Source organism: Streptomyces sp. NBC_01635 (assembly GCF_045209715.1).
GTDB lineage: Bacteria > Actinomycetota > Actinomycetes > Streptomycetales > Streptomycetaceae > Streptomyces > Streptomyces hirsutus.
Window position 1 is genome coordinate 477519 of record NZ_CP109277.1, and the last position, 21333, is coordinate 498851.

Below are 21333 nucleotides of genomic sequence, written 5' to 3' on the forward strand. Positions count from 1 at the left end.
TCCGGTTCAGCGCCTACCGCTAATTCTCGTTCGGATACTCCCCGAGGGCCGGGTCCAGCCGCACCCCACGCTCGGAGCGAATGCCGTCCACGCCAGGGCGAACCGTGAAAGGCCGGTGCGAACGTCGACCTGCTGTCAGCCGGAGAACAGCCCGACGATTCTCTCAGCCAAAGCCAGCACTGCCGCTGCGCCTACCAGGGTCGCGCCCTGAACGACAGCAATCTTGATCCGCCGACCCGGTGTGGGTTGCGTGTCATCGGTCCGCTCCGGGTCCGCTAGTGCCGCATCAGGCAACGTTCGCCCTGGGCGGTCTGCGACGATGACTCCATGGACGAAGAAGTCATTCCCATTCTTCGCGTCGAGGACGCTGCGGCGGCGGTCGCCTGGTACGAGCGGCTGGGCTTCGCCAAGCAGTGGGAACACCGCTTCGAACCGGGACTTCCCGCGTTTGTCGAGGTCGCCCGGGGCGGGGTGCGGTTGTTCTTGTCGGAGCACAAAGGCGATGCCCGTCCCGACACGTTGGTCTACCTCCGCGTTCGTGATGTCGAGGCCATCGCCTCCGAGTTCGGTGTGCAGGCGAAGGATGCTCAGTGGGCGCGTGAGATTGAGCTGCGCGACCCTGCCGGCAACCGGCTACGGATTGGCACGCCGACGGAATGACCATCGCCGGCAGCGCGCGGCAGGGAAGCTGTGCTGGTGGCTGAGCGAGTACGCGTCCGCGAGATCGATGACGACGAGGGGCAGCGCCTGCTGCGGATCATTCGCCGGGGCAGCGGGTCGGTGGTGACCTGGCGGCGGGCGCAGATGGTGCTGCTGTCCGCGCAGGGCATGCCCGTGGCGAAGATCGCCGAGGTGACGTTCACCAGCGCGGACCGGGTCCGGGATGTGATCCACAACTTCAACGCCGACGGCTTCGACTCCCTCTACCCGAAGTACAAAGGCGGTCGGCCCAGGACGTTCACCCTGCCCGAGCGGCGCGAGATCAAGAAGATCGCCAAGTCCGGGCCGGCCGAGCACGGTCTGCCGTTCTCGACCTGGAGCCTGGCCAAGCTGGCCGACTTCCTGGTCGTCGAGGGGGTGGTCGACGACATCAGCCACGAGGGCCTTCGGGGCCTGTTCCGCGAGGAGGGCGTGTCGTTTCAACGCATAAAGACCTGGAAGACCTCCCGCGACCCTGACTATGCCGCCAAGAAGGCCCGCGTCGAGCACCTCTACGCGATCGCCGACGGCGAGGTCATACCCGAGGACGGCGAGCCCGAAGTCGTCTTATGCCTGGACAAGTTCGGACCGCTCAACCTCCAGCCCCACCCCGGCCGGCAGTGGGCCGAGCGCGGCGGACGGCACAAGGACCCCGACCGGGAGCCCAGGCCCCGACGGCGGGCGACCTACACCCGCCCGCACGGGGTCCGGCACCTGTTCGCCGCCTATGACCTGGCCAAGGACAAGCTCTACGGCCACATCAAGCCGAAGAAGAACCGGACGAGGTTCCTGGAGTTCTGCCGCTACCTGCGCAGCCTCTACCCGTCCAAGATCCGCATCGCGATCGTGCTCGACAACTACTCCCCACACCTGACCACGAAGAAGGACACCCGAGTCGGCGACTGGGCCGCGGCCAACAACGTCGAGCTCGCCTACACGCCCACGAACAGCTCCTGGCTGAACCGCATCGAGGCCCAGTTCACCGCCCTGCGCTACTTCGCTCTGGACGGCACCGACCACGCCGGCCACAGGGAGCAGGGCAGCATGATCCGCCGCTACATCATCTGGCGAAACCGTCACGCCGCCGATCAACGGCTACGAGCCGTGGTCGACAGGGCGAACGTTGCCTGATGCGGCACTAGCTCATCGGCATCCTGCCTTGTCGCGCTCTGTGGTTCGTCTTCGTCTCCAGCCGGAGCAACCGGGTCGGTGCCACCCCGCCGGGTGGCCTCGTACGCACGAAGGACCGCCTCAACATCGCCGCGCAGCTCGGTGATCCTCCCGGCCGAATCGATCACCATCCCGCACTCCGGGCAGGAGGACCATCGACGCCTGACAACATAGCGACGCCCGCACCCGGGACAGCAGGGAGCTTCAGGATTCACCAGCGGTACGGAACAAGCAGGGCAATGTACCTCCTGGTCACCACACGACCAACAGCCCACGCGCACAGTCGCGTCACCGCGGCGCCGGACGGGCCGACCACGTCGGTTTGATTCCTCCACTCACTCAGAGTCCCACAAAGAGCACAGACGAACGCAGAGAAGAAAAACACCTACTCAGCGAGGATCTGCGCGGCGAAGGCAATGACGACGCGGGCGATCTGCTCCGTGAGCGCTACCCCGAACCGGCCGGCCGTTGACGGCTGGGCAAGCCGCCTCAAGCGCAGCTTGCCCAGCCCGCGCCAGCCCCTTCTGTCGCCGCTGTCGGCGGCATCTTGCTGCTGCACCGGATAACGCCCCGCCCACAGCGAGAATCGACGCACATAGCTCTTGTCACAGATGTCAACGGCATCCCCTCCAAGGTGCGGATAACACTTCGTGCCGCTCGCTGAGGTCTACGACTCCGAGCAGACCCCCTGGAGTCCGGCCCGGCGCGAGGCGTACGCGGACGACCAGGACAGCCCCGATACCCTGATCGCCGTCACCGCGGCGTCCAACCGGTCCAAGAGCGACAAGGACCCGGCCGAGTGGCTGCCCTCGGACGCCTCCTACCACTGCGCTTATGCCGCGACCTGGGTCGGCACGAAGCTGCGCTGGGATCTCGCCGTCGATGAGGCCGAGCGCCAGGCCCTCCTCGGACTTGCCGAGGACTGCCCCACGACGATCGTCAGCTACGAGCCCGTTCTGCAGCCGATCGACATAGTCAGCGATTGGTCCCGGGCATGGCGGGCCGCCTTGGGCGGGGCCGAGACCGGTCCCGCCCCGGCCGTGGTCCGTCCTTACGGACGCTGAAAGCGGCTTGGCCGGGCGGCCAGGCTCGCCAAGAATGGCGACGGCTAGCCAGACGGCCCGCGACGCCCATCACGCTTGTTCAGAACGGCGGTGTGTCGTGCCAGGGGCCAGTTGATGGTGCGGGTGGCTGGGGTCGGTGCTGGTGGAGGACGGCTACGGCTTGCTCCACACGACCGAGGTCGATGAGGTACCCAGCAAGGTCATGGCTGTTGGCCGGCGAGTGGAGTTTGAGAGCGGCGACGGCTTCCTCGAGACGTCCGTCGCCAGCCAACAGCCTGGCAACGTGTGATACCGCGTACCGGGTGTCGCCTTCGGGATGAGTCCTGGCCTGCTCAACCGCTTCGTCAACCCGGTCACAGGCGGCCATCAGCGGAAGCCGGATCCAGAAGAGCTCCCACTCCTCCTCGCCACGACGTGTCTTGAGGGCGTCGAGGTAGGCCAGGCCGTCCTGGGGGCGGCCCTGGTCGGTATAGAGGGTGCAGAGCATGTGGACGATCCAGTCCTCGGCACCGCCAGGAGCGTCGGCCAGCGCGCATATCACCTCAATCGCCTCCTCGACCCGGCCGTGGCGCGCCAGGAGTTGTGCGAGATCCACTGCCATGTGTCCCGGGCGGAAGGACCTATCGTCGGCCTGCCGGTACATGGTGATCGCGCCCTCCACGTCGTCACGCTCCTCTAGGAGCTCCGCCAGACGCCGGGCGGCGATTCCGAACGGCTCGGTCGCCGCGTACGCATGCAGTTCTTCGATCCGGTCCTGCCGGGCCAGCAGGTCGGCCAGCTGGTCCCGGTTGTTGAGCGAGGTCTTGTCCCGGGTACGCAGCAGGGCGATGGCGTCGTCGACGCGGCCTTGGCGTTCACGGATCGTGGCGAGCAGTCCGATCGCCATGTCGGGGTCGAGGCCACGGCAGCACCACGGATCGTCGCACCGGTGCTCGTCCGGGATCTGGGCAGCGAGCAGCGCAGCCGCTTCGTCGTCCCGGCCGGCGCTGTCCGCAACGTCGGTCAGGGCAGCGGCGATGGGCCAGTCCTGAACGTGGGGCCGCAGCAGGCTGAATGCCTCGTCGCCCCGGCCGTGGCGGGCGAGCAGTCGCGCGTGGAATTCCAGGGCCTGCGGGTGCCCGGCCTCCATGCGTGATCGGGACAGCGCAATCGCCTTGTCGGCTCGCCCCCAGCTCTCCAGCAATTCCGCCGTGGTCCTGACAGCCGTCCACCAGCCCGTGGCGGCATACGGGGCGAGCACCTCCAGCGCCTGCTCCTCGCGGCCCTGACCGGCCAGCAGCCGCGCCCATTCCTGCGCGCAGAACCACTCCCCACGGCCCGCCCACAACTCCACCTCCTCGGCATGGCCGAGTTCGAGAAGCCGGGAGACCAGATGCGGCGGGATGCAGCCGGACTGCGTCCGGATCCGATAGTCAAGATCACCAATGTCCACGACGACGTACCGTAGCCCCACCCCCTGACAGCGCCGGCAGCTCTCTTGCTGTCCCCTTGGAAAGCGGGCGACCGGACCACACACCGCACACTGCCCGCATCTCCGGCGAGTGTGGCACTGATGCGCTCCCGAGCTCCGACCCCGGGCCTTGTCAGTGGCGGGGGTGATGCTTTCCGTGTGACAACCCAGGATGAGTACCCGTTTTCCGGTGGGACCGGGCGTGGCCCTGTGCCTGACCCGCGCTCCGTGCTCGAGCACACCGACTGGGCCGCGCTGGAGCACGCCTACGGCCCAGCGCGGGACACGCCCTTCCGCCTGGTCCAGCTCCTGGACGAGGACCCGGAGGTGCAAGCGGGAGCGCTGGGCATGCTGGACATGTCCGTACTGCACCAGGAGTCCTTGTACAGTGCGACGGCACCGGCCGCGCTGTACGTGGCAGCGGTGTTGAACGATCCCCGCACCATGACCATCCACGACAACTACTCCGCCTGGGATGAGCGGCCTCGGCCCCTGCGCGCGGCGTTGCTGGAATGGCTCGGCATGATCGCGGATTCGGCCGCCTACGGCGAGACGACCGGCGAGGACGACGGCAACAATCCGCAAGACACCGATGCGGTCCGCGCTGTCCGCGGCCTGATCTGCGACGCCGTCCTCCCACACCTCCGGGCCACCGACCCCACGGTCCGGGAGGCCGCCCTCGGCGCCACCATCGCGCTCCTCCAGTCTCCCGGCCTGGCTGGCCGGATCCCGGGAACCACCCCAATACTGCGGGGGCTGATCCTCGAGAGTTCCGATCGGCGGGAACGCGCTGCCACGGTCTTGACCATCGGCGCCTGGGGAGAGGACAGCACCAGTTGGCTCGCCGACCCAGACCCCGCCATCCGTTCCTGCGCGGCACTGTCACCAGGCTGCAACGGCAATGCCAAGGCGATGCGGATAGTCCTCCAGGCTCTGCTCGACCCGGCGACCGTCGATTCCTGGTTTCTCGAACCCACCCCGGCCGACCCCTGGGCCGGACATCCACTCCCGCACATCGAAGGCCGTCTGCGACACGCCCTTCTGGCCACGGCCATCGATCGCACCAGCGACTTCGAGGAACTCCTGCCGGCCGCCCTGGCCTCCGTACCGTTCTGCAGCAACCTCACTATTGCCGAGGACTGGGGACCGCTGCTCGCCGCGGCATTCCCTTTCGGTCACGATCAGAAGACCCCTCTCACACCTGCCCAGCACCGCTACCTGAACGCTCTCGTCGACCACGACGTGTGCTGGCGCCACACCCACCTCATCACCTCATGGTTCGACGACGTCGGCCTCCCTCCGGCCCGCAACGCCATCAGAGCCCTCCTGACCGAGCCGCGGCCGCGCCGATAGACAGGCCCCGGCCCGAACCTCTCAGCCACCAGGGCAGAGCAGAAATACCGCACGGTTCGAATGACGCTCCCTGCCAGCTGGCGCCTTCGCCTGGACAGCCGAACGGCGCGAGGCCTACGCCAACGACCTCGGACAGGACTCCAGCCTGGTCACCGTCACCGCACGCTCCAACCGCTCCAAGAGCGACCAGGACCCAGCCCAATGGCTCCCGCCCGCCACGAGCGCACTGTGCCGGTACGCCTCCGAGTGGACCGCCACCAAACTCCGCTGGAACCTCGCCACCGACCAGAGCGAACACGACCGGCTCACCCAACTCACGGCCGACTGCGGCGAGACCACCGTCACCTACACCCCGGCCCCATAGCAACAGGCGCGGTTGCGGTTGCTGCCTACCCGGCGCGGGCGGCAACGGCTCCGGTCAGGCCGAGTTCTGGTTGCTGAACGGTGTGCCGTCATCACGGTGCCTCCTTCGTGTCGGGTGGGCCCGGACCGATCGCAGTTGACTGCGAAGCGGAGCCGATAGCGGCCAACTCGAAGTGAGGTCTCGAACACGAGGTCGAGGCGGGACACACTCGCCCAGAAGCAGCTGGACGCCCCGTGGGAGTTGAGCATGGAGTGGGCGTGCGCTGACCGCTGCCAGGGGTTGGCACCCCAGTGCGCACGAAGGCCCCGGGACGGCGCTGTCACGTTGTTGGGTGTGTGAGTGTCCGAGGGCGCGTCGGGGCGTGGTGGGCTTGCGCTTCGGGCCTGAGGTCAGGCCGTGGTGGACCGGCCGGCAGCGCCGGTGGCCTGGTCCCAGAGGGCGAAGCCTGAGTACCGGCCCGAAACCCGACCCCCGCCACGCCCCGGCGCGCCGTCAGAGACCCACGCACCCAACAACGTGACAGCGCCGGCTGGAGGCCGCGGCCCTCCGGGGCGGGGGCGGTGGTGTCCGTGGATGCGCGCATGGGGCCCCGCCTTCTCCGGCTGGTAGTCCGTCGGTACCGTGACCGGTCTCACCGAAGTTTGACGACCGTTCTGTTCGTCTCGTCGGAGTCTGATCACCGCAGGGGCTTATGGATCAAGCCACGTATCCTCGGCTCCGTGCCCCGCCATCCGAAGAAACCTCGTCGGCTGATTGCCGACGGGCGCGCGTATCTGTGGACGCTGCGTCACAGCCACAGCGTGGCGGACAGCGGCAGGTCATGCTGCGAGACTCTCACGCTGTACCCGCAGCCAGCCGGCGCCGGCGGCCCACTGCGCATCGTCTTCACCGAAGGCCCGGGCCGGTATGTCCCGGGCGGAGCTCCCCTGGGCTCTGGAGACGTAGGGTACATCCGTGGTGCCTCCCTGAACCTGCATGAACCCGGCGCCGTCCGAGCCCTGCTCGACGCGGCATCGACCTGCGGGTGGCAGCCGGAGGGGCGGCGGGTGGTGGAGATCGACGGCTGGTCCCTGCTGGAGGCGGCAGCCGCCGCTCGGGCCGGGGCCACCGGCCCCGCGGGCCCGAAAGAGTGACTTCGTTGGTCCTCGGGCCGGCCCCCTCGGGCACCGATCAAACTTCGTTGAGACCGGTCAAATCCGTTGAGACGAGACACGGAAAGGAGACTCCCCCGTCGGCGGACTCTGTCCACAGAGCAGCTCCCCGATCATCAGCTCCGAGGCTGCCGCGGTCAGCGGGGCGGCCCGTACGTGAGGAGTCGACATGCCCGACACCACCGTGCTGCTCACCCCCGATGACGCCCACGCGGCCATCAGCGTCTTCAGCTACCTCCGGGACGTCTAGGCCGACGATGTGGACTTCGCCCGCGAGTTCGCCGGCGCTGAACCTCGGATGCCCGAGCTGCTCGTCGACGTCGCCGAGCGGATCGTCGTTCCCGTCACCGCGCTGCCCGGCTCCAAGGCGGACGAGCCGTGCGAGGCCACCGAGACGGCCCGGGCCCGGTTCGTGCGGATCATCACCGAGCTGGGCAACGGCGAGGCCCTGACGGCACGCGGGCGGGCCGGACTGCTGGTGGAGACCACCGGAGACCGCCTGAAGACCCTGGTGACGAAAGGGGCGCTCATAGAGGATCCGGCGGGCGTTCAGGGCGAGGAAACGCGCGTTGTTCGGCAACTGCTCACAGAACCGGTCCGGAATCGAGCCCATCCGCCACAACACACACCGACGCCGCCCTGGCCCCAGCACACCGACCGACAACCTCCGCGTGCCTACACGCGTCGCCCACGCTGCGCAAAAGCCGCCGCCTCACTCAGCTCATTGCGCAGCACCAATAGCCAGCTCAGCCCACAGCCACCGCTCGCCCACGCCTCCGCACCGCGTGACCCTCCCTCGGGAACAGAAACACCGCCCAGTACAGCTGAGCAACAGCAGGTCACAACCAAGATCAATACGCAAGCGCACCAGCTACGCCACAGCAGCGGCAGGCGCCCTGCCGGTAAATCCGGTTGCGTTCCAGGAGGACCTCCACCCGCGCCCGCACGTCCTCCCGCGAGCTGCCGAGCAGGTCCCGCAGGAGGCAGGGGGTACCGCGGAGCGCGCTGAGGGCGGTGTTGCGGACGCCGGGGTCTGGGTCATCGGCGAACGGCGGGAGCGCGTCGTCGGGCAGGGCGTCGAGCATGCGCAGCGCGGACAGGGCGCGGGCGCGGACCCCGGCGTGCGGGTGACGGAGGAGGGGGTGCAGCAGGGTTGCGTCCTCGGGGTGCCCCTGCTCGGCGAGGCCGAGGACCGCGGTCGGGACGACGGTGGCCGGGTCGGCGCACAGTGCCTGGTAGTGCGCGCGGAGGTCGTACCCCTCCACCCGAAGTTCCCGGCACGCCGTCGCGCGCACGCCTCCGGAGAGGTCCGTCAGGTGCCGGGGCAGTTCGTCGCCGCGGCCGGCGTGGCGCAGTCGTCCCACAGCGGCGGAGCGCACGAAGGTGTCTCGGGCGGAGAGCAAGTGGTCGAGGACCACGTCCCCTTCCGGGTGAGCGAGGACGGCTGCGCAGGCGTGGCGCCGGATCTTCCGGTACCGGTGGGTGGCGGCGAGAGTGGAGAGGTCGTTGACGTGGAGGAAGCCGGTCTCCACGGCGGTGGTGAAGGTGTTGAGGCGGAGACTGTAGGCGCAGTCGTTGTCGAGGTGGGCGAAGAACCGGGCCCTGGCGTCGTCCAGGACCGCCTGCTGCCCGGAAGCGAGCGCGAGACGTATCGCGGTGCGCACGCCCAGCGCACGCACGCCCTCGTCGCGGTCCTGCTCGGCCAGCGCCCAGGCCTGCTCCACGGCCAACACCCCGTACACGGTGGCCACCTCCAGGCCGGCGAGCCGGGACTCCCGGTCGTTCGTCAGGAGGTAGGTGAGCGCCTCGTCGGGCAGTGCGCCGAGGCGCCCCAGGACGGCCTCCCGCGCCCAGGTCCCGTACCGCCTCCGCGTACCCACCAGGACGGCCAGGGAGGCCAGTTGATCCAGCAGTGCCTTGTCGGAGTCGCCGAGCACACGGTCGAGGATGGCGCGGGCGAGGGTCCGCACACGGTCGTCGGTGTCCGCACTCCGGATCAGGACGAGCGGCAGGACGGAGGCGGGCAGTTCCGCCGACTCATCGAGGGCCAGCGCCGCCGCGCGGACGCGGGGATCCCCGTGACAGAGGCACAGAGCGATCTCGGACTCGGTGGGCGGCAGGCTCCAGGACGGGACTCCGGTCCCGCCAAGGCCCTCCTGCCAGTACGGGGCCTGGCGCCAGTCCGCGATCTCCCGTGTGTTCACCGACCGGAAGCCGACACGTATCCAGGAGGTCGACTTCCAGCCGCGGAACACGTTGCTGCAGGTGGCCCAATGGACGCGGCTGTCGAGCCGGATCCAGTCCTCGGCCTCTCCGGCCCCGATCGCGGACCCCACGCCCTTGCCGTGGAGCAGTCGCTCGGAGGGGGCGTAGAGCTTGGTGGGGTCGAGGCCGTACGTTGTCATGCGCGACTGTAGTCCGGTCGCCAGCCCCTCCCGCCAGCGGATTTCCGGCACGGCCAACGGCGCCCTGCTGCTGCCGCTCACCACCCTTTGGCGCATCACCCGCCGCGAGGGCCGCGGCACCGACGGCGGAAGGCGTCACACCGGGCGGCCGTCCGGTGTCGGCGCGGTGGGTGCGGCCAGCAGGCGGTCCATGCGGTCCTGGTAGCGGTGGAGGTCTTCGGCCCAGCCGGGGACGAGGAGGTACTGGACAATCCACCCCTCAGTGGTGCGAATGGAACGCCCTAGAACATACCGGGGGTGATCATTATATGGAAAGGTAGGGGAGAAACTGTGACCACGAGGCTGTTTGGCGCTGCCGTGTGGCCCTTCGGCGCGGGGTGTCCCGCCGCGAGGGGCTCATCAGAGCCTCCGTCAGACCCGGAGCGGTTCATAGCGACGGGGCGAAGCAACTGGGCCCGAATTAACCAGCAGCATCCCCGACGGGGGTGCCGGGTCCGGCCCGCGGTGGTGATCCCTGCCTTCTGTCGGACATGAGGGTGCTACCGAGACTTGGTGGCGCACAGTTGCTCGTCGATCAGGGTGTTGGTGACCTCCATGGTGGTGAGGTCGGGGGCGGAGCCGTCGCCGGTCGCCCCCACGACGATCACGTGGCGGCCGTCCTCGCTGAACCCGTTGCGGGTCATGTAGCCGGGGATGTCCCCGGCATGGCTGTAGTAGCTCCCGCCGCAGGTGAGGTCGACCCGCATCAGACCGAGTCCGTAGCGTGCGCCGGGCCAGACCACGTCCAGTTCCTCGGCCCGTACCGTCGTCTTCATCTCGGTCAGTTCGGCGGGCGCGAGCAGCCTGCCCCGCATCAGTGCCGAGTAGAACCTGGTCAGGTCGGCGGTGGTGCTGATCATGCCGCCGGCGGCACCGGCACCGCTCGGATTGAGGAGCGTGACGTCGATCGGCCGGTCCCCGCCGAAGGCGGAGTATCCCCTCAAGTGGCGGCCCGGGATGGCCGGGTGGGTGACGGGGGCGGAGGTGTCGCGCAGGCCCAGGGGGCGGATGATGCGCCGTGTCACCTCGTGCTGCCAACTGTGCCCGGTCGTCCTCTCGATGATCATTCCGGCGAGGGTGTAGTTGGTGTTGGAGTACTCCCACCGGGTGCCGGGTTCGAAGTTCGGCGCGTGCCGCATGGCGATGGCCACGAGCCGGGAGTCCGTCCAGGTGTCGAAGCGCCCTGCCCGGAAGGCCGCGGCATCGGTGAGCGTGGGGAAGTCGGCGGTGTAGTTGAACAGGCCGCTGGTGTGGTTCAGCAACTGCCGGACGGTGATCCTGCTGCCGTCGTTGCCATTGCCGGTTACCACTCCCGGCAACAGGGCCTCGACGGTGTCGTCGAGGAAGAGGCGCCCCTCCCCGACCAGTTGCAGCACGACCGTGGACACGAAGGTCTTGGTGGCACTGGCGATGCGGAACTTGTCGTGGGGGTGTACGGCGCGCCCCGCCCGCTGGTCGGCGACGCCGGCGGTGACGTAACGGGAACCGTGCGGGTCGGTGGACCGGGCGATCACGCCCACGGTGCCCGTCCGCTGTATCGCGTCCGCCTGCTGCCGCAGGGGGTTCCGGGCCGTCTCGGTGGCGTCGGCCGCCGGTGTCATCAGGCCGAGGCCGGCGAGCACGGTGACCAGGGTGGTGGTCACGACGCGGCGGCCGAGTGGGTTTCGGGGTCGGGTCCTGGTCGTTGCTGCCATGGTTGTCCGGCTCCTCGGAATGGGGCGCACAGGGGCGAATCCCCTGTGCCTGCCAACTTAGGAAGAAGCCCGGGGCGGCACGATGGGGCCAGCACGCCGACTGGCGGTACACCCAGCACCACCATGCCCCGGAGCGGTCCGTCAGTGAGGGAAGCTGCGGGGCGGGCGGATCACCGTCGTTTCGCGGAACTCTGCGATGCGGGAGTGCACTTGGCGCATCAGGTAGGTGTCCTCGATGCGGTCGAGGTACAGGCAGCGGGACGCCAGGCCCGGCAACTCGAACGCGAAGTACAGCGCCATCAGCGGGTTGACGAACAGCTCGCTGCCCCGGGTGCGGTCGGTGAACCGGACGTCGCCAAAGGAACCTTGCACGGCTGCCGCGATGGAACCGTTCACGATGCTGGGGTGGTCGGGGGTGTGCTGCTGGGCGTGCGCCACCGCGTCCAGGTACAGCGCGCCCTCACGGGTCGCGCGCGGCAGGGAGAACGCCCCGAGGTAGGCGCCGTCGCGCTCCAGGGCGGCGATGTTCTCCAGTACCTGCACGTGGTTGACGCCGTGGTAGGCGTCCACGCCGAACCCGACCGACACCACGAGCCGATTCGGTACGTCGTCCAACGCAGCGAGCGCGGCCACGCTGGTGAGGTCCTCCTCCGGTGTGCCGAGGCCGGCTTCGTCACCGCGCAGCAGGATGTCCGTGCCGCCGTCGACCAGCACCACGGCGTCGATGGCGTGCCGTTCGATCAGCGCTCGGTAAGCAGCGCGCAGGGGGCGCACACCGGTCTGAGGAAAGGCGTACACGGTGGGCGGGTAGCCGTGCCGGTGCAGCCACTGGGCAAGGGTCCGTTCGGGGAAGTAGCTCTGGTGCGGAGCGGTGTCGGGAGTGACGACGGCCAGATCGTCCGCGGCCCAATTGTCGGCGGGGAGACCGGCGAGTGCGCTGAAGGACAGGTTCGCGAAGTACACGTCCCTACCCTGGTGCAGGAGGCAGAGAGCCAGCGGCAGTCCGGAGTAGATGTCGAAGCCGCCGCCGGCTCCCGCGACCAGGATCCGGTCGGAGTCGGCGAGCCGGGTGAAGAGCGGGTTGGTGTGGAGACACGGCACGGCGACCATTGTCGTCTGTGAGCGCCGGCCCGGGTGGGGCGGGTTCGGCAGGCGGCCGTCACCGCCGTCGGGCACAGCGGCAGCGGGCACACCCGGGCGTCAGAACGGCAGCTTCCCCCGCGGCCGACGTCCCTTCACATTCCCTGGCACGCGGACCGGATCTCTTAGTACTCCAGCCGGACTTCTGTATTTACCCTGGTCAACGGCCTGGCAGCGGGGAGTGTAGCGGGTGCGCTGTGGTCGTGGGACGGTCTTGCCGGGGCCGTCCCACCAACGTGTGCCCGCGCCGCATGTAATGACAGCGCGACGAGCAGTCCGTTGTCGTGATCCACGACGTACCGACGAACGCCTGGGACCTGGAACTCGAAGAACTCTTCCTGCGGATCGGTGGACGCTTCTCCCGTGTGGAACCACGCCGGCGGATGCGGGACTACGTCCGCGGGCTGCTCGGCCCGGTCGGCCGCAAGAACAGCTGGCAGCTCGCCGAGTACGCCGGCCACGCCACCCCACACGGCCTGCAGCACCTGCTCTCCCACAGCCGGTGGGACGCCGACGGCCTGCGCGACGACCTGCAAACCTACGTCGCCGAACAACTCGGCACGCCAGACGGTGTGTTGATTGTCGACGACACCGGATTCGTGAAGAAGGGCACCACCTCTGCCGGAGTGCAGCGCCAATATTCCGGCACAGCCGGCCGCACCGAAAACTGCCAGATCGGGGTGTTTGCCGCCTATGCCACCACCCGCGGCCACGCCCTGGTCGACCGCGAGCTCTACCTGCCCAAGTCCTGGACCGGTGACCGCGAGCGCTGCCGAGCGGCCCGCGTCCCCGACGACCGCACCTTCGCCACCAAGGGCGACCTCGCCCGCGACATGATCGAGCGCGCCCTGGCCTCTCCGCTCCCTTTCACCTGGGTCACCGCCGATTCCGCCTACGGCCAGGACTCCCACTTCCGTCGTTTCCTGGAAGACCGCGGCCTCTTCTACGTCGTGGCCGTTCCCAAGTCCCAGCAGGTGAACGGCCCGCGCATCGACCATCTCATCGAGCAGGCCCCGCTCGAGGCGTGGCAGCGTCTGTCGGCGGGGCAGGGAGCCAAGGGCGAGCGCTCCTACGACTGGGCCGCCGCCCGTCTGCCCGCCGTGGCCGAGCCCGACGGCGGCGAGCCGACCCGGCAGCGATGGATGCTGGCCCGCCGCAGCATCAGCAAACCCGACGAGATCGCCTACTACCTCGCCTGCGCCCCGCTCGAGGCCACCGCCGCCGACCTGGTCCGCGTCGCCGGTTGCCGCTGGAAGATAGAGGAGTGTTTCCAGAGCGCGAAGAACGAGTGCGGCCTGGACCAGTACGAGGTCCGCCGCTACGTGGGCTGGTACCGGCACATCACGCTCGCCATGCTCGCCCACGCGTTCCTCGCGGCGATGGCCGCCCAGGAACGCGAAAAAGGGGTGCCACGGCCGACACGCCCGACCTCGTGGACCTCACACCGGCTGAAATCCGCCGTCTGCTGGCAACTGAACCCCGCCGCTATCCTGCAGGCCGCGACCACGCGGTGAACTGGTCCCGCTGGAGACGCCGCCACCAAGCACGAGCCCGACGCTGTCATTACATGCGGCGCGGGCACCCGTTGGTGGGACGGCCCCGGCAAGACCGTCCCGCGACCACAGCGCACCCGCTACACTCCCCGCTGCCAGGCCGTTGACCAGGGTAAATACAGAAGTCCGGCTGGAGTATTAGTACTCCAGTTACAGTTCGCTATCCCTGCTGGTCAGAGGCAGATTTTCGAGTCTATTCGGCTGTCGTGCCATCGGGTGCCGGAAGTTCGTTACTTCCCTCGTCGCGGCGACGGCAGTGGCAGCGTCGTGCGGTGGCCTGGTGACGGCGGCGCCACCAGGACCAGCTCAGCGCTTGATCGGCTTTCCAGCGGGGTGTCGGTGGGGGACGGTGAACTGCCAGGAGCCGCCGGACTTCTGCCACAGTGAGGGGCGCGAGGGCACCGGAACCGTTTCTGCGGCCCCCCTTGCCACTGTTGCGGTGGCGGACATGGCTGCGAGGAACGCGTGGGCCAGCATGACGAGGGTGATGTGCCGGTACCAACCCGGACAGCGTCGGACCTCGTACTCGTCCAGGCCGCATTCGTTCTTCGCGGCCTGGAAGCACTCCTCGATCGCCCACCGGCTGCCAGCGATCCGGGCGAGCTCGGGGACCTCGGTGCCAACGGGCGCGTAGGCAAGGTAGTAGGCGATCTCGCCGGGGTCGGACAGGCTGCGCCGGGCCAGCACCCAGCGGTGATGGGTCGGCGGGTCCGGGTCGAAGACGATGTTGGCGGGCAGTTTCGCCGCGGCCCAGTCGTAGACGCGCGGCCCCTTCGCGCCGTCGCCGCAGGAGTGACGTTCCCAGGCTTCGTCCGGCGCTTGGGCAATGACGAGGTCGATGCGGCCCAGCGCGGGGACGGACTGGGATTTCGGGACGGCCAGGACGTAGCCGACACCGGCTTCCTCCAGCATCCGCCGCAGCCGCCATTCCTGGCCGTAGGCCGAGTCCGCGGTCACCCAGGCGATGGGCAGTGGTGAGGCCAGGGCCCTTTGGATCATGGTCTTGGCGAGGTCGCCCTTGGTCGCGAACTCGCGGTTGTCGGGTATCTTCGCCGCCCGGCACCGTTCGCGGTCGGAGGTCCAGGCCTTGGGCAGGTAGAGCTCCCGGTCGACCAGGGCCCGTCCGCGCTGGGAGGAGTAGGCGGCGAAGACCCCGATCTGACAGTTCTCGGTGCGGCCGGCAGTCCCCGAGTACTGCCGCTGGACCCCGGCGGAGACCGTGCCCTTCTTCAGGAAACCGGTGTCGTCGACGATCAGTACACCGTCTGGGACTCCGAGCTTCTCGGAGACGTACTCCTGCAGGTCGTCACGTACTTCGTCGGCGTTCCAGCGTGCACGGTTCAGCAGGTTCTGCAGGGCTGCAGGGCTGCAGGGCTGCAGGGCTGCAGGGCTACGGTGGCCCACGTACTCAGCCAGCTGCCAGCTGTTCTTCCGGCCCACCGGGCCGAGCAGTCCATGGACATAGGCCCGCACCTGCCGCCTCAGGTCCACCCGCCCGAACCGGTGACCGATCCGCACGAGTGCCTCTTCCAGTTCCGCCGACCAGACGTCGGGCCGCACATCCTGCATGACAATCACAACAGATGGTCCCGGGGAAGGTTACGAACTTCCGGCACTCGATGGCACGACAGCCGAATAGACTCGAAAAGCCGCCTTTGACCAGCAGGGATAGCGAACTGCAACTGGAGTACTAGTGTCCTGCGCCAGAGATCCGTCGGCAGAAACGGGCGAGGGATTCGAGGATCTCTTCAGCGGTCTTGGTCCAGACGAACGGCCTGGGGTCCTCGTTCCAGTCCTTGACCCACGCGCGGATGTCGGCCTCGAGGGTCTGCACGTTTTTATGGGCGCCGCGGCGGATCATCTGGTCGGCCAGGAAGCCGAACCACCGCTCGACCTGGTTGATCCATGAGGAGCCGGTCGGGGTGAAGTGCATGTGAAAGCGTGGGTGTTTGGCCAGCCATGCCCTGATCGCGGGCGTCTTGTGGGTGCCGTAGTTGTCCACGATCAGGTGGACCTGGAGGTGTGTGGGTACCTCCTTGTCGATCTTGATGAGGAACTTCTTGAACTCCGCCGCCCGGTGCCGGCGGTGCAGGGCGCTGATGACCTCGCCGGTGGCGACGTCGAAGGCGGCGAACAAGGTGGTCAGGCCGTTGCGGACGTAGTCGTGGGTGCGCCGCTCCGGCATGCCCGGCATCAGCGGCAGCACCGGCTGGGACCGGTCCAGGGCCTGGATCTGCGATTCCTCGTCCACCGACAGCACCACCGCACCCTCGGGCGGGTCGAAGTACAGCCCGACGACGTCGTAGACCTTCTCCACGAACAACGGGTCCGTCGACAGCTTGAAGGTGTCTGTCAGATGCGGCTTGAGCTGGAACTTCCGCCAGATGCGGCCGACGGTGGACTTCGACAGCCCGCTGTGCTCCGCCATCGACTTCCGCGACCAGTGGGTGGCGTTCCTCGGGATCTCCTCCAGCGTCGTGACCACCACCGCCTCCACTTGGTCCACGCTGATGGTGGGTGGCCGGCCCGGCCGGGGCTCGTCCACCAGGCCGTCGAGCCGCTCCGCCAGGAACCGGCGCCGCCACTTGCGGACGGTGTCGGCGGCCACCCGCAACTCGCGGGCGACCGCGACGATCGGCGGTACCTCCGGACCCGCGCACGCCAGCACGATCCGCGCGCGCAGGGCCAGCGCCTGGGCCGAGGACGCCCGCCGCATCCACCGCTCCAACACCGCCCGCTCGTCATCGGACAGCAGCAACGGTTCCAGCTTCGGGCCCCGACGAGGAACTGACGCACCAGCAGCAGAAGTCACGCAACTACTAACGATCAACTACTGGCGCAGGACACTAGTGATCAACGCAGGCCCGCTGTTCGGCGCCCGCCGCATCACCTTCCCCAGCTCCGCCCCCGCCGGTTCCGTCGTCCGCGCCGACGTCGGCGGCCGTCTCATCCACGTGCTGCTCACCGACACTGCGGGTGCCGATAAAGCATCCGTGCTGGTCATGTCGCATATCGGTACTCATGGAGGACTCCGCCGAGTCGATCGTGTCGACGGACGTCGAGGCGAGTGATCAGGCCCTGATCATTGATCGGTGCGGGTAGTGCGCGCGGCGGCGCGGCGTGAGCGAGCGTCCGGTGCGGTCGATGCTCGTTGCAGAAGTCCTCGAACTCGCGCAGAGCGTGGAGGATGGGGACTCTGGTTTCAGATCAAGGTGCGGTCCAACAGCTCGCGTCGGCAGGTTGGTAGCCAGCGCCCCAGGAGGGAGTTCGTCCGGGGCATCCGGAGGCCTGGGGTGATCGCCTTCGGGCCGGCGTCGGCCACCAGGGCGTCGAAGGCGGTCGTGCACTTCGCGTCGCGGTCGCGGATCGGGATGCTGGCCTTGCTGCCGGCGTCCTGAAGGTCCATGAGGAGGTTGCGCCCGGGCTGCACGATCCACTGCGCGGTGGCGCCCGGGACCCGGATGCGCCTGGTGGCGTGCGCGAGGACGGCGAAGACGTACAGCCGCGCCCCGGCCGGGGTGCGGACCTCGAAGAGAGCGCGGGCGGGCGGGGCGTCGGCCCGGCTGCGCGGAAAGTCCGCCCGGGTCGTGCTCTGCCGTTCGGGCCCGGGCGGGATGCCGTGCTTCTTAAGGATCTTTCCGACGGGGCAGGCGGCGGCCTTGATGTCCGGCGCCGCGGGCTCACCGTGGATCCGGCGGTATTCCCGCGGGCTGTCCTCCCGGGCCGGGCGCGGCACCGGGGCGCGCATCGGGCGGACGGCCGGCGGGCGCCCGCGGCGCTTCGGCGCGCAGGGCGCGGCATGGCTCCGGGTGAGCAGGTCGCGGTGTTGGCGCGAGATCGTCTCCGGGCGGGCCGGCGGCGGGAGATGGCGCGGCTTCTTCCTCGGCCGGTGGTGGAGCGGACAGGCCGGGATCACCCGGTCGGTGTCGGTGCACGTCGGCTTGCCAGCCTGGCGTGGCAGGACCGGCAGCGGGTGGTGCAGGGCGGGGTCTCGATGTCCTTGTCCCGGTCGCTGATCGGCGGCAGGCGTGGCAGGGCGAGGGCGCGGGTGGCGGCGAGGTGGGCCGGGCGCAGCGGCACGGGAGATCATGATGCCGTCCGCATGGCCCTTGGGCTCAGCCGACCAGGCGGGAACGGTCGGCTGTGATGTGGGGTGGGCCGAGGTGTTCGAGCAATAGCCCTTCCCGGGTGGACCACGGGCAGATCTCGACGTTCTTGGCCCCGCAGGCTTCCATGAGGGCCTGTGCGATCAGGGCTCCGGCCAGGGACTGTTCGGCGCGGTGCCGGGAGATGCCCGGCAGCTTGGCACGGCGGGACGGTCCCGCGTCGGCCAGCAGGGAGACTGACGTGCGCAGCTGGGGTAGCGCCAGCCGCTGTCCGGCTCGCGGTGTCTTGTCCAGGGCGGCGGCGAGCCGGGCGAGCTGTTCGAAGGTCTTGGAACAGGCCAGCACCCGCCCATCCGGTTCGGCCTGCGGCAGACCGGGGACGGCTTCCAGGGACCGATGAAGGTGCTGCCGGATCTCGGCCAGGCGGCGTTGGGATGGCGCGGTGCCGCCGGGAAGCCAGTCCCGGGTGATCCTGCGAGCACCTAGTGGCAGCGAGTGGACGGCGCGGGGCTGGTCTCCGGTGCCGGAGGCGATCTCTACGGTGCCGCCGCCGATGTCCAGGACCAGCAGCTGCCCGGCCGTCGGGCCTGCCCACTGGCGGGCGGCTACGTAGGCCAGCCGCGCCTCCTCAACGCCGGTCAGCACGCGCAGGCGGGTGCCAGTGGTGCGTGCCACCCGCGCGATGATCTCGTCGCGGTTGGGCGCGTCCCGGATGACGGAGGTCGCGAACGCGAACACTTCCGGTCCGCGCAGACGCGGGTCGGCGGCGACGGCCTCGGCCACTGCCCGCTCGACGCTCTTCATGCCGGCCTTGTCCAGCCGCCCCTTGCGGTCGAGGGTCTCGTGCAGTCTCAACCGCACCTTGCGGGAGAACACCGGCTCCAGCACCGTCCCCGGGCGCCGACGCACCACCGTCAGCAAAGCACTATGGCACCCGACATCGAGTACACCGGCCTGCCGCATCCCATCCCCCCCTGGCCCCACGCTCAAGCGGACCGGCTCCTTCTCCGATCTTCCGGCAGCCCAGACGACGACGCGACGGGGATTCCGGCCCACCGCGTGAGCATATCGTCACCACCCGTGCGCCCTCCGCCCCGGCCCGCAGCGGTAGAGCCGTGGACGATCTCACGCCGAATGCGCACGGAGATCCCGGATCCTCGAACCGTACGGTTTCGCCCACCGTGGTCCTTTCCCACGATGGCCCTGTCAGCGCCGGTTGGGCAGCACCGTCACCCCGGACACTCCGGCGAGTTCAGCCTTGGTCTGTTCCAGTTCGAGGGAGAGCTCAGCAATGATCATGCGCATGGTCTTGTTCTTCGCCTGCTTCTGACGGAGCTCGACCGTCAAATCGTCGCCCTCGGAGCTGAGTTGCCGGTTCTCATCGGCGAATTCCTGCATCGCAGTCGGGGTGGAGTCCTGGGCCTTGGCTCGGGCTTGAAACTCCTGGATGAGATCGGTGCGCCGGTACACGACATCCCGCCGCAGCTCACTCTCGGCGATCAACTCCGACGCGGTCAGCTTTCCGGACTGCGAGTGCAGCGGCGTGCCGACCAGGAGCCGGTCGGCGGCAGCCCGGATCGCGGCCCGGTCGGCTTCCTCGTCACGCGGTCGGCGTCCCATCACGACTCCTTCGTCGTTGGGTTGGGATCGGACGGGCTCGCGTGATGAGCCTCGATGACGGCCCGGCTGCTCTCCTCCAGCGCGGCCGCCCGGTCCCGCAGGGGACGCAGGCTCAGCCGGTCGGCTGCCGCATCCTCCCACCACCGCCGGAGGCGCCGCTGCTCGACGACGCTCCTGTCCGTGTAGGCGAGATTGGTGCAGCTCGACCGGCACTCCCCCTCGTTGGGGCCGTCTTCGGCCGGCAGGCCGGCTTCCAGTCGCGCCTTGCGGCAGGCGGCGGTCTCAAGCCGCCACACACAGGTGGTGGCCTCGCCGTGGTGGATGTTCGGATTCACCTGATCGAGCAGCCGCTCGACGCTCCTGCCGGCGGTGCCGACTCGTCCGGCGAACCGGGCGCGCCTGCGTACGCAGTGGCGGTACTCATCGGCGGCGGGCCCGGAGACGTGTTCGCCGGCGTCCAGCAGGCGCGCGGGCGTTGTCACGTTGGTGAGTGCGTGGGTGTCTGACGGTGCGTTGGGGTGTGATGGGACCGGATTCCGGGTCGGTGCTCAGCCCTGGGTGGGCAGGCCGACGTTCTTGGTGATGTGGTCTCAGAGAGTGAACCGGATGGTCATCTCGAGGCGGTGTTCGGCGGCGGTCATCAGGTGTCGGCGGGGCCGGAAATGGGGTGAGATGCCGCTGAATGCGGCCAGGAACCACTGGGCTGCGCCGACGCTGCGGAAGCCCGTCATGGCCCGTTCGCGCCGCCGGGTGGGCTGGTGGCTGTTCTCGGCCTGGTTGTTCAGGCCTTTGTGGGAGCGGTGCTCGACCGAGGGCATCAGCTCCCAGTGGGCGGTGCCGTAGGAGCGGAGCTTGTCGGTGACCATGACCCTGGACACCCGCTGTTGCTTCTTCATGATCTTGGCCAGGAACCGCTTGGCGGCCTTGGCGTCCCGCCTCGACCGGGCCAGGATGTCCAGGACATTGCCGTCCTGGTCGACGGCCCGCCACAGATACTGCCGCACACCGCTGATCTTGATGAACACTTCGTCGAGATGCCACTTGTCGCCGGGCCGGGGCCGGCGGCGGCGCAGTCCGTCGGCGTAGGCCTGGCCGAACAGGGCTATGTGGGCGGTGAGCTGGTCGTGGCGCAACGGACTGCCGTCGATGAGGTCGTCATGGACGATCGCCGCCGCATGAACCAGGTGCATGGGGGCTGCCGCCCGCATCAAGGCGTCGCTGTCAGGCTGGCCGACCGCGCGCCATCCCCAGTAGCAGAACGCCGCCCGCAACCGCTTGCCGTGTGCGGCTGCCGACTGCAGTTGCTCGGCCACCGGATGCAGAGCGTCGTCGATTACGAGAAGCTGCTCGGCCTCCGCTGCCAAGAAGTCGGCCAGCAAGGTGTCGATGCGATCCTTGAAGTCGGCCGGGCCCCAGCGCTCAGACATCACCACCGGATACTGTCCGCCGGGCAAGAGCATGCTGGGCCAGGACCTCCAGGTCAAAGGGGGAACTTCAGCTGTCGCAACTTCCGCAAGTCACGCGC

At 68.9% G+C, this 21333-nt stretch carries 21 protein-coding genes and 1 pseudogene; 8 read left to right on the forward strand and 14 right to left on the reverse strand.

Going from position 1 to position 21333, the window contains the following annotated elements; translation table 11 throughout:
- The first annotated feature begins 327 nt into the window (after positions 1–327).
- Together OHB56_RS02415 and OHB56_RS02420 are read left to right on the forward strand one after the other, a co-directional pair.
- Positions 328–660, forward strand: a complete 333-nt coding sequence (locus OHB56_RS02415; RefSeq protein ID WP_406351347.1) for a glyoxalase superfamily protein — start codon at positions 328–330, stop codon at positions 658–660.
- A gap of 36 nt (positions 661–696) precedes the next feature.
- Positions 697–1830: an IS630 family transposase gene (locus OHB56_RS02420; protein WP_406351348.1), complete on the forward strand. Its 1134-nt coding sequence runs from the start codon at positions 697–699 to the stop codon at positions 1828–1830.
- Positions 1831–2254: 424 nt separating this feature from the next.
- Here the strand turns inward: OHB56_RS02420 and OHB56_RS02425 are convergent, their stop codons facing one another.
- Entirely contained in the window at positions 2255–2428 is a 174-nt protein-coding gene (locus OHB56_RS02425; protein ID WP_326756730.1) for a hypothetical protein, read from the reverse strand.
- Between the two features lie 91 nt (positions 2429–2519).
- Between OHB56_RS02425 and OHB56_RS02430 the strand changes: the two genes are divergently transcribed.
- On the forward strand, positions 2520–2933 hold the full coding sequence (locus OHB56_RS02430; RefSeq protein ID WP_326756729.1) for a DUF1524 domain-containing protein: 414 nt from the start codon (positions 2520–2522) through the stop codon (positions 2931–2933).
- A 79-nt stretch (positions 2934–3012) separates the two neighbouring features.
- On the opposite strand, the gene OHB56_RS02435 is transcribed toward OHB56_RS02430, so the two are convergent.
- On the reverse strand, positions 3013–4365 hold the full coding sequence (locus OHB56_RS02435) for a tetratricopeptide repeat protein (protein ID WP_406351350.1): 1353 nt from the start codon (positions 4363–4365) through the stop codon (positions 3013–3015).
- A gap of 246 nt (positions 4366–4611) precedes the next feature.
- Between OHB56_RS02435 and OHB56_RS02440 the strand changes: the two genes are divergently transcribed.
- The 3 genes and pseudogenes from OHB56_RS02440 to OHB56_RS02450 all read left to right on the forward strand — a co-directional run bounded on the left by OHB56_RS02440 (position 4612) and on the right by OHB56_RS02450 (position 7233).
- Entirely contained in the window at positions 4612–5736 is a 1125-nt protein-coding gene (locus tag OHB56_RS02440; protein ID WP_406351352.1) for a HEAT repeat domain-containing protein, read from the forward strand.
- Positions 5737–5812: 76 nt separating this feature from the next.
- Positions 5813–6100, forward strand: a pseudogene (locus OHB56_RS02445) (HNH endonuclease); the annotation flags it as partial.
- Positions 6101–6819: 719 nt separating this feature from the next.
- Complete coding sequence (locus OHB56_RS02450) at positions 6820–7233, forward strand: hypothetical protein (RefSeq protein ID WP_326756726.1); 414 nt, start codon at positions 6820–6822, stop codon at positions 7231–7233.
- Positions 7234–7270: 37 nt separating this feature from the next.
- On the opposite strand, the gene OHB56_RS02455 is transcribed toward OHB56_RS02450, so the two are convergent.
- Positions 7271–7864 (reverse strand): hypothetical protein, encoded by a 594-nt coding sequence (locus tag OHB56_RS02455; RefSeq protein WP_406351354.1) that lies wholly within the window; start codon positions 7862–7864, stop codon positions 7271–7273.
- Between the two features lie 238 nt (positions 7865–8102).
- A complete protein-coding gene (locus tag OHB56_RS02460) occupies positions 8103–9656 on the reverse strand; it encodes a hypothetical protein (protein ID WP_406351356.1) in 1554 nt (517 codons plus the stop codon).
- On the opposite strand from OHB56_RS02460, the gene OHB56_RS02465 reads away from it, so the two are divergent.
- Positions 9655–9861 (forward strand): hypothetical protein, encoded by a 207-nt coding sequence (locus OHB56_RS02465; protein ID WP_406351358.1) that lies wholly within the window; start codon positions 9655–9657, stop codon positions 9859–9861. The two genes, OHB56_RS02460 and OHB56_RS02465, sit on opposite strands and share 2 nt — an antisense overlap.
- A 334-nt stretch (positions 9862–10195) precedes the next feature.
- Here the strand turns inward: OHB56_RS02465 and OHB56_RS02470 are convergent, their stop codons facing one another.
- Both OHB56_RS02470 and OHB56_RS02475 read right to left on the reverse strand, forming a co-directional pair.
- Positions 10196–11389, reverse strand: a complete 1194-nt coding sequence (locus OHB56_RS02470; RefSeq protein ID WP_406351360.1) for a serine hydrolase domain-containing protein — start codon at positions 11387–11389, stop codon at positions 10196–10198.
- 141 nt (positions 11390–11530) lie between these two features.
- Positions 11531–12499: a DUF1152 domain-containing protein gene (locus tag OHB56_RS02475; RefSeq protein WP_406351362.1), complete on the reverse strand. Its 969-nt coding sequence runs from the start codon at positions 12497–12499 to the stop codon at positions 11531–11533.
- A 317-nt stretch (positions 12500–12816) separates the two neighbouring features.
- On the opposite strand from OHB56_RS02475, the gene OHB56_RS02480 reads away from it, so the two are divergent.
- Complete coding sequence (locus OHB56_RS02480) at positions 12817–14043, forward strand: IS701 family transposase (RefSeq protein WP_406358885.1); 1227 nt, start codon at positions 12817–12819, stop codon at positions 14041–14043.
- Positions 14044–14388: 345 nt separating this feature from the next.
- On the opposite strand, the gene OHB56_RS02485 is transcribed toward OHB56_RS02480, so the two are convergent.
- The 8 genes from OHB56_RS02485 to OHB56_RS02520 form a co-directional block, all read right to left on the reverse strand.
- Positions 14389–15651 carry an IS701 family transposase gene (locus OHB56_RS02485; RefSeq protein WP_406351364.1) on the reverse strand — a complete coding sequence of 421 codons (1263 nt, stop codon included), beginning with the start codon at positions 15649–15651 and terminating at the stop codon, positions 14389–14391.
- 121 nt (positions 15652–15772) lie between these two features.
- On the reverse strand, positions 15773–16798 hold the full coding sequence (locus tag OHB56_RS02490) for an IS630 family transposase (protein WP_406358887.1): 1026 nt from the start codon (positions 16796–16798) through the stop codon (positions 15773–15775).
- A 486-nt stretch (positions 16799–17284) separates the two neighbouring features.
- Positions 17285–17830, reverse strand: coding sequence for an IS481 family transposase (locus OHB56_RS02495; protein ID WP_406351366.1), 546 nt, complete (start codon positions 17828–17830; stop codon positions 17285–17287).
- 164 nt (positions 17831–17994) lie between these two features.
- Positions 17995–18162, reverse strand: a complete 168-nt coding sequence (locus tag OHB56_RS02500) for a hypothetical protein (RefSeq protein ID WP_326756716.1) — start codon at positions 18160–18162, stop codon at positions 17995–17997.
- A 35-nt stretch (positions 18163–18197) separates the two neighbouring features.
- Entirely contained in the window at positions 18198–19100 is a 903-nt protein-coding gene (locus tag OHB56_RS02505; protein WP_406358889.1) for a Ppx/GppA phosphatase family protein, read from the reverse strand.
- 294 nt (positions 19101–19394) lie between these two features.
- Complete coding sequence (locus OHB56_RS02510) at positions 19395–19808, reverse strand: hypothetical protein (protein ID WP_406351368.1); 414 nt, start codon at positions 19806–19808, stop codon at positions 19395–19397.
- The gene (locus tag OHB56_RS02515; RefSeq protein ID WP_406351370.1) at positions 19808–20290 is read right to left on the reverse strand and encodes a hypothetical protein; all 483 of its coding nucleotides are present in this window, start codon (positions 20288–20290) and stop codon (positions 19808–19810) included. Before OHB56_RS02515 ends, OHB56_RS02510 begins: the two co-directional genes overlap by 1 nt.
- A gap of 108 nt (positions 20291–20398) precedes the next feature.
- Entirely contained in the window at positions 20399–21235 is an 837-nt protein-coding gene (locus OHB56_RS02520) for an IS6 family transposase (protein ID WP_406351372.1), read from the reverse strand.
- Positions 21236–21333: the final 98 nt, after the last annotated feature.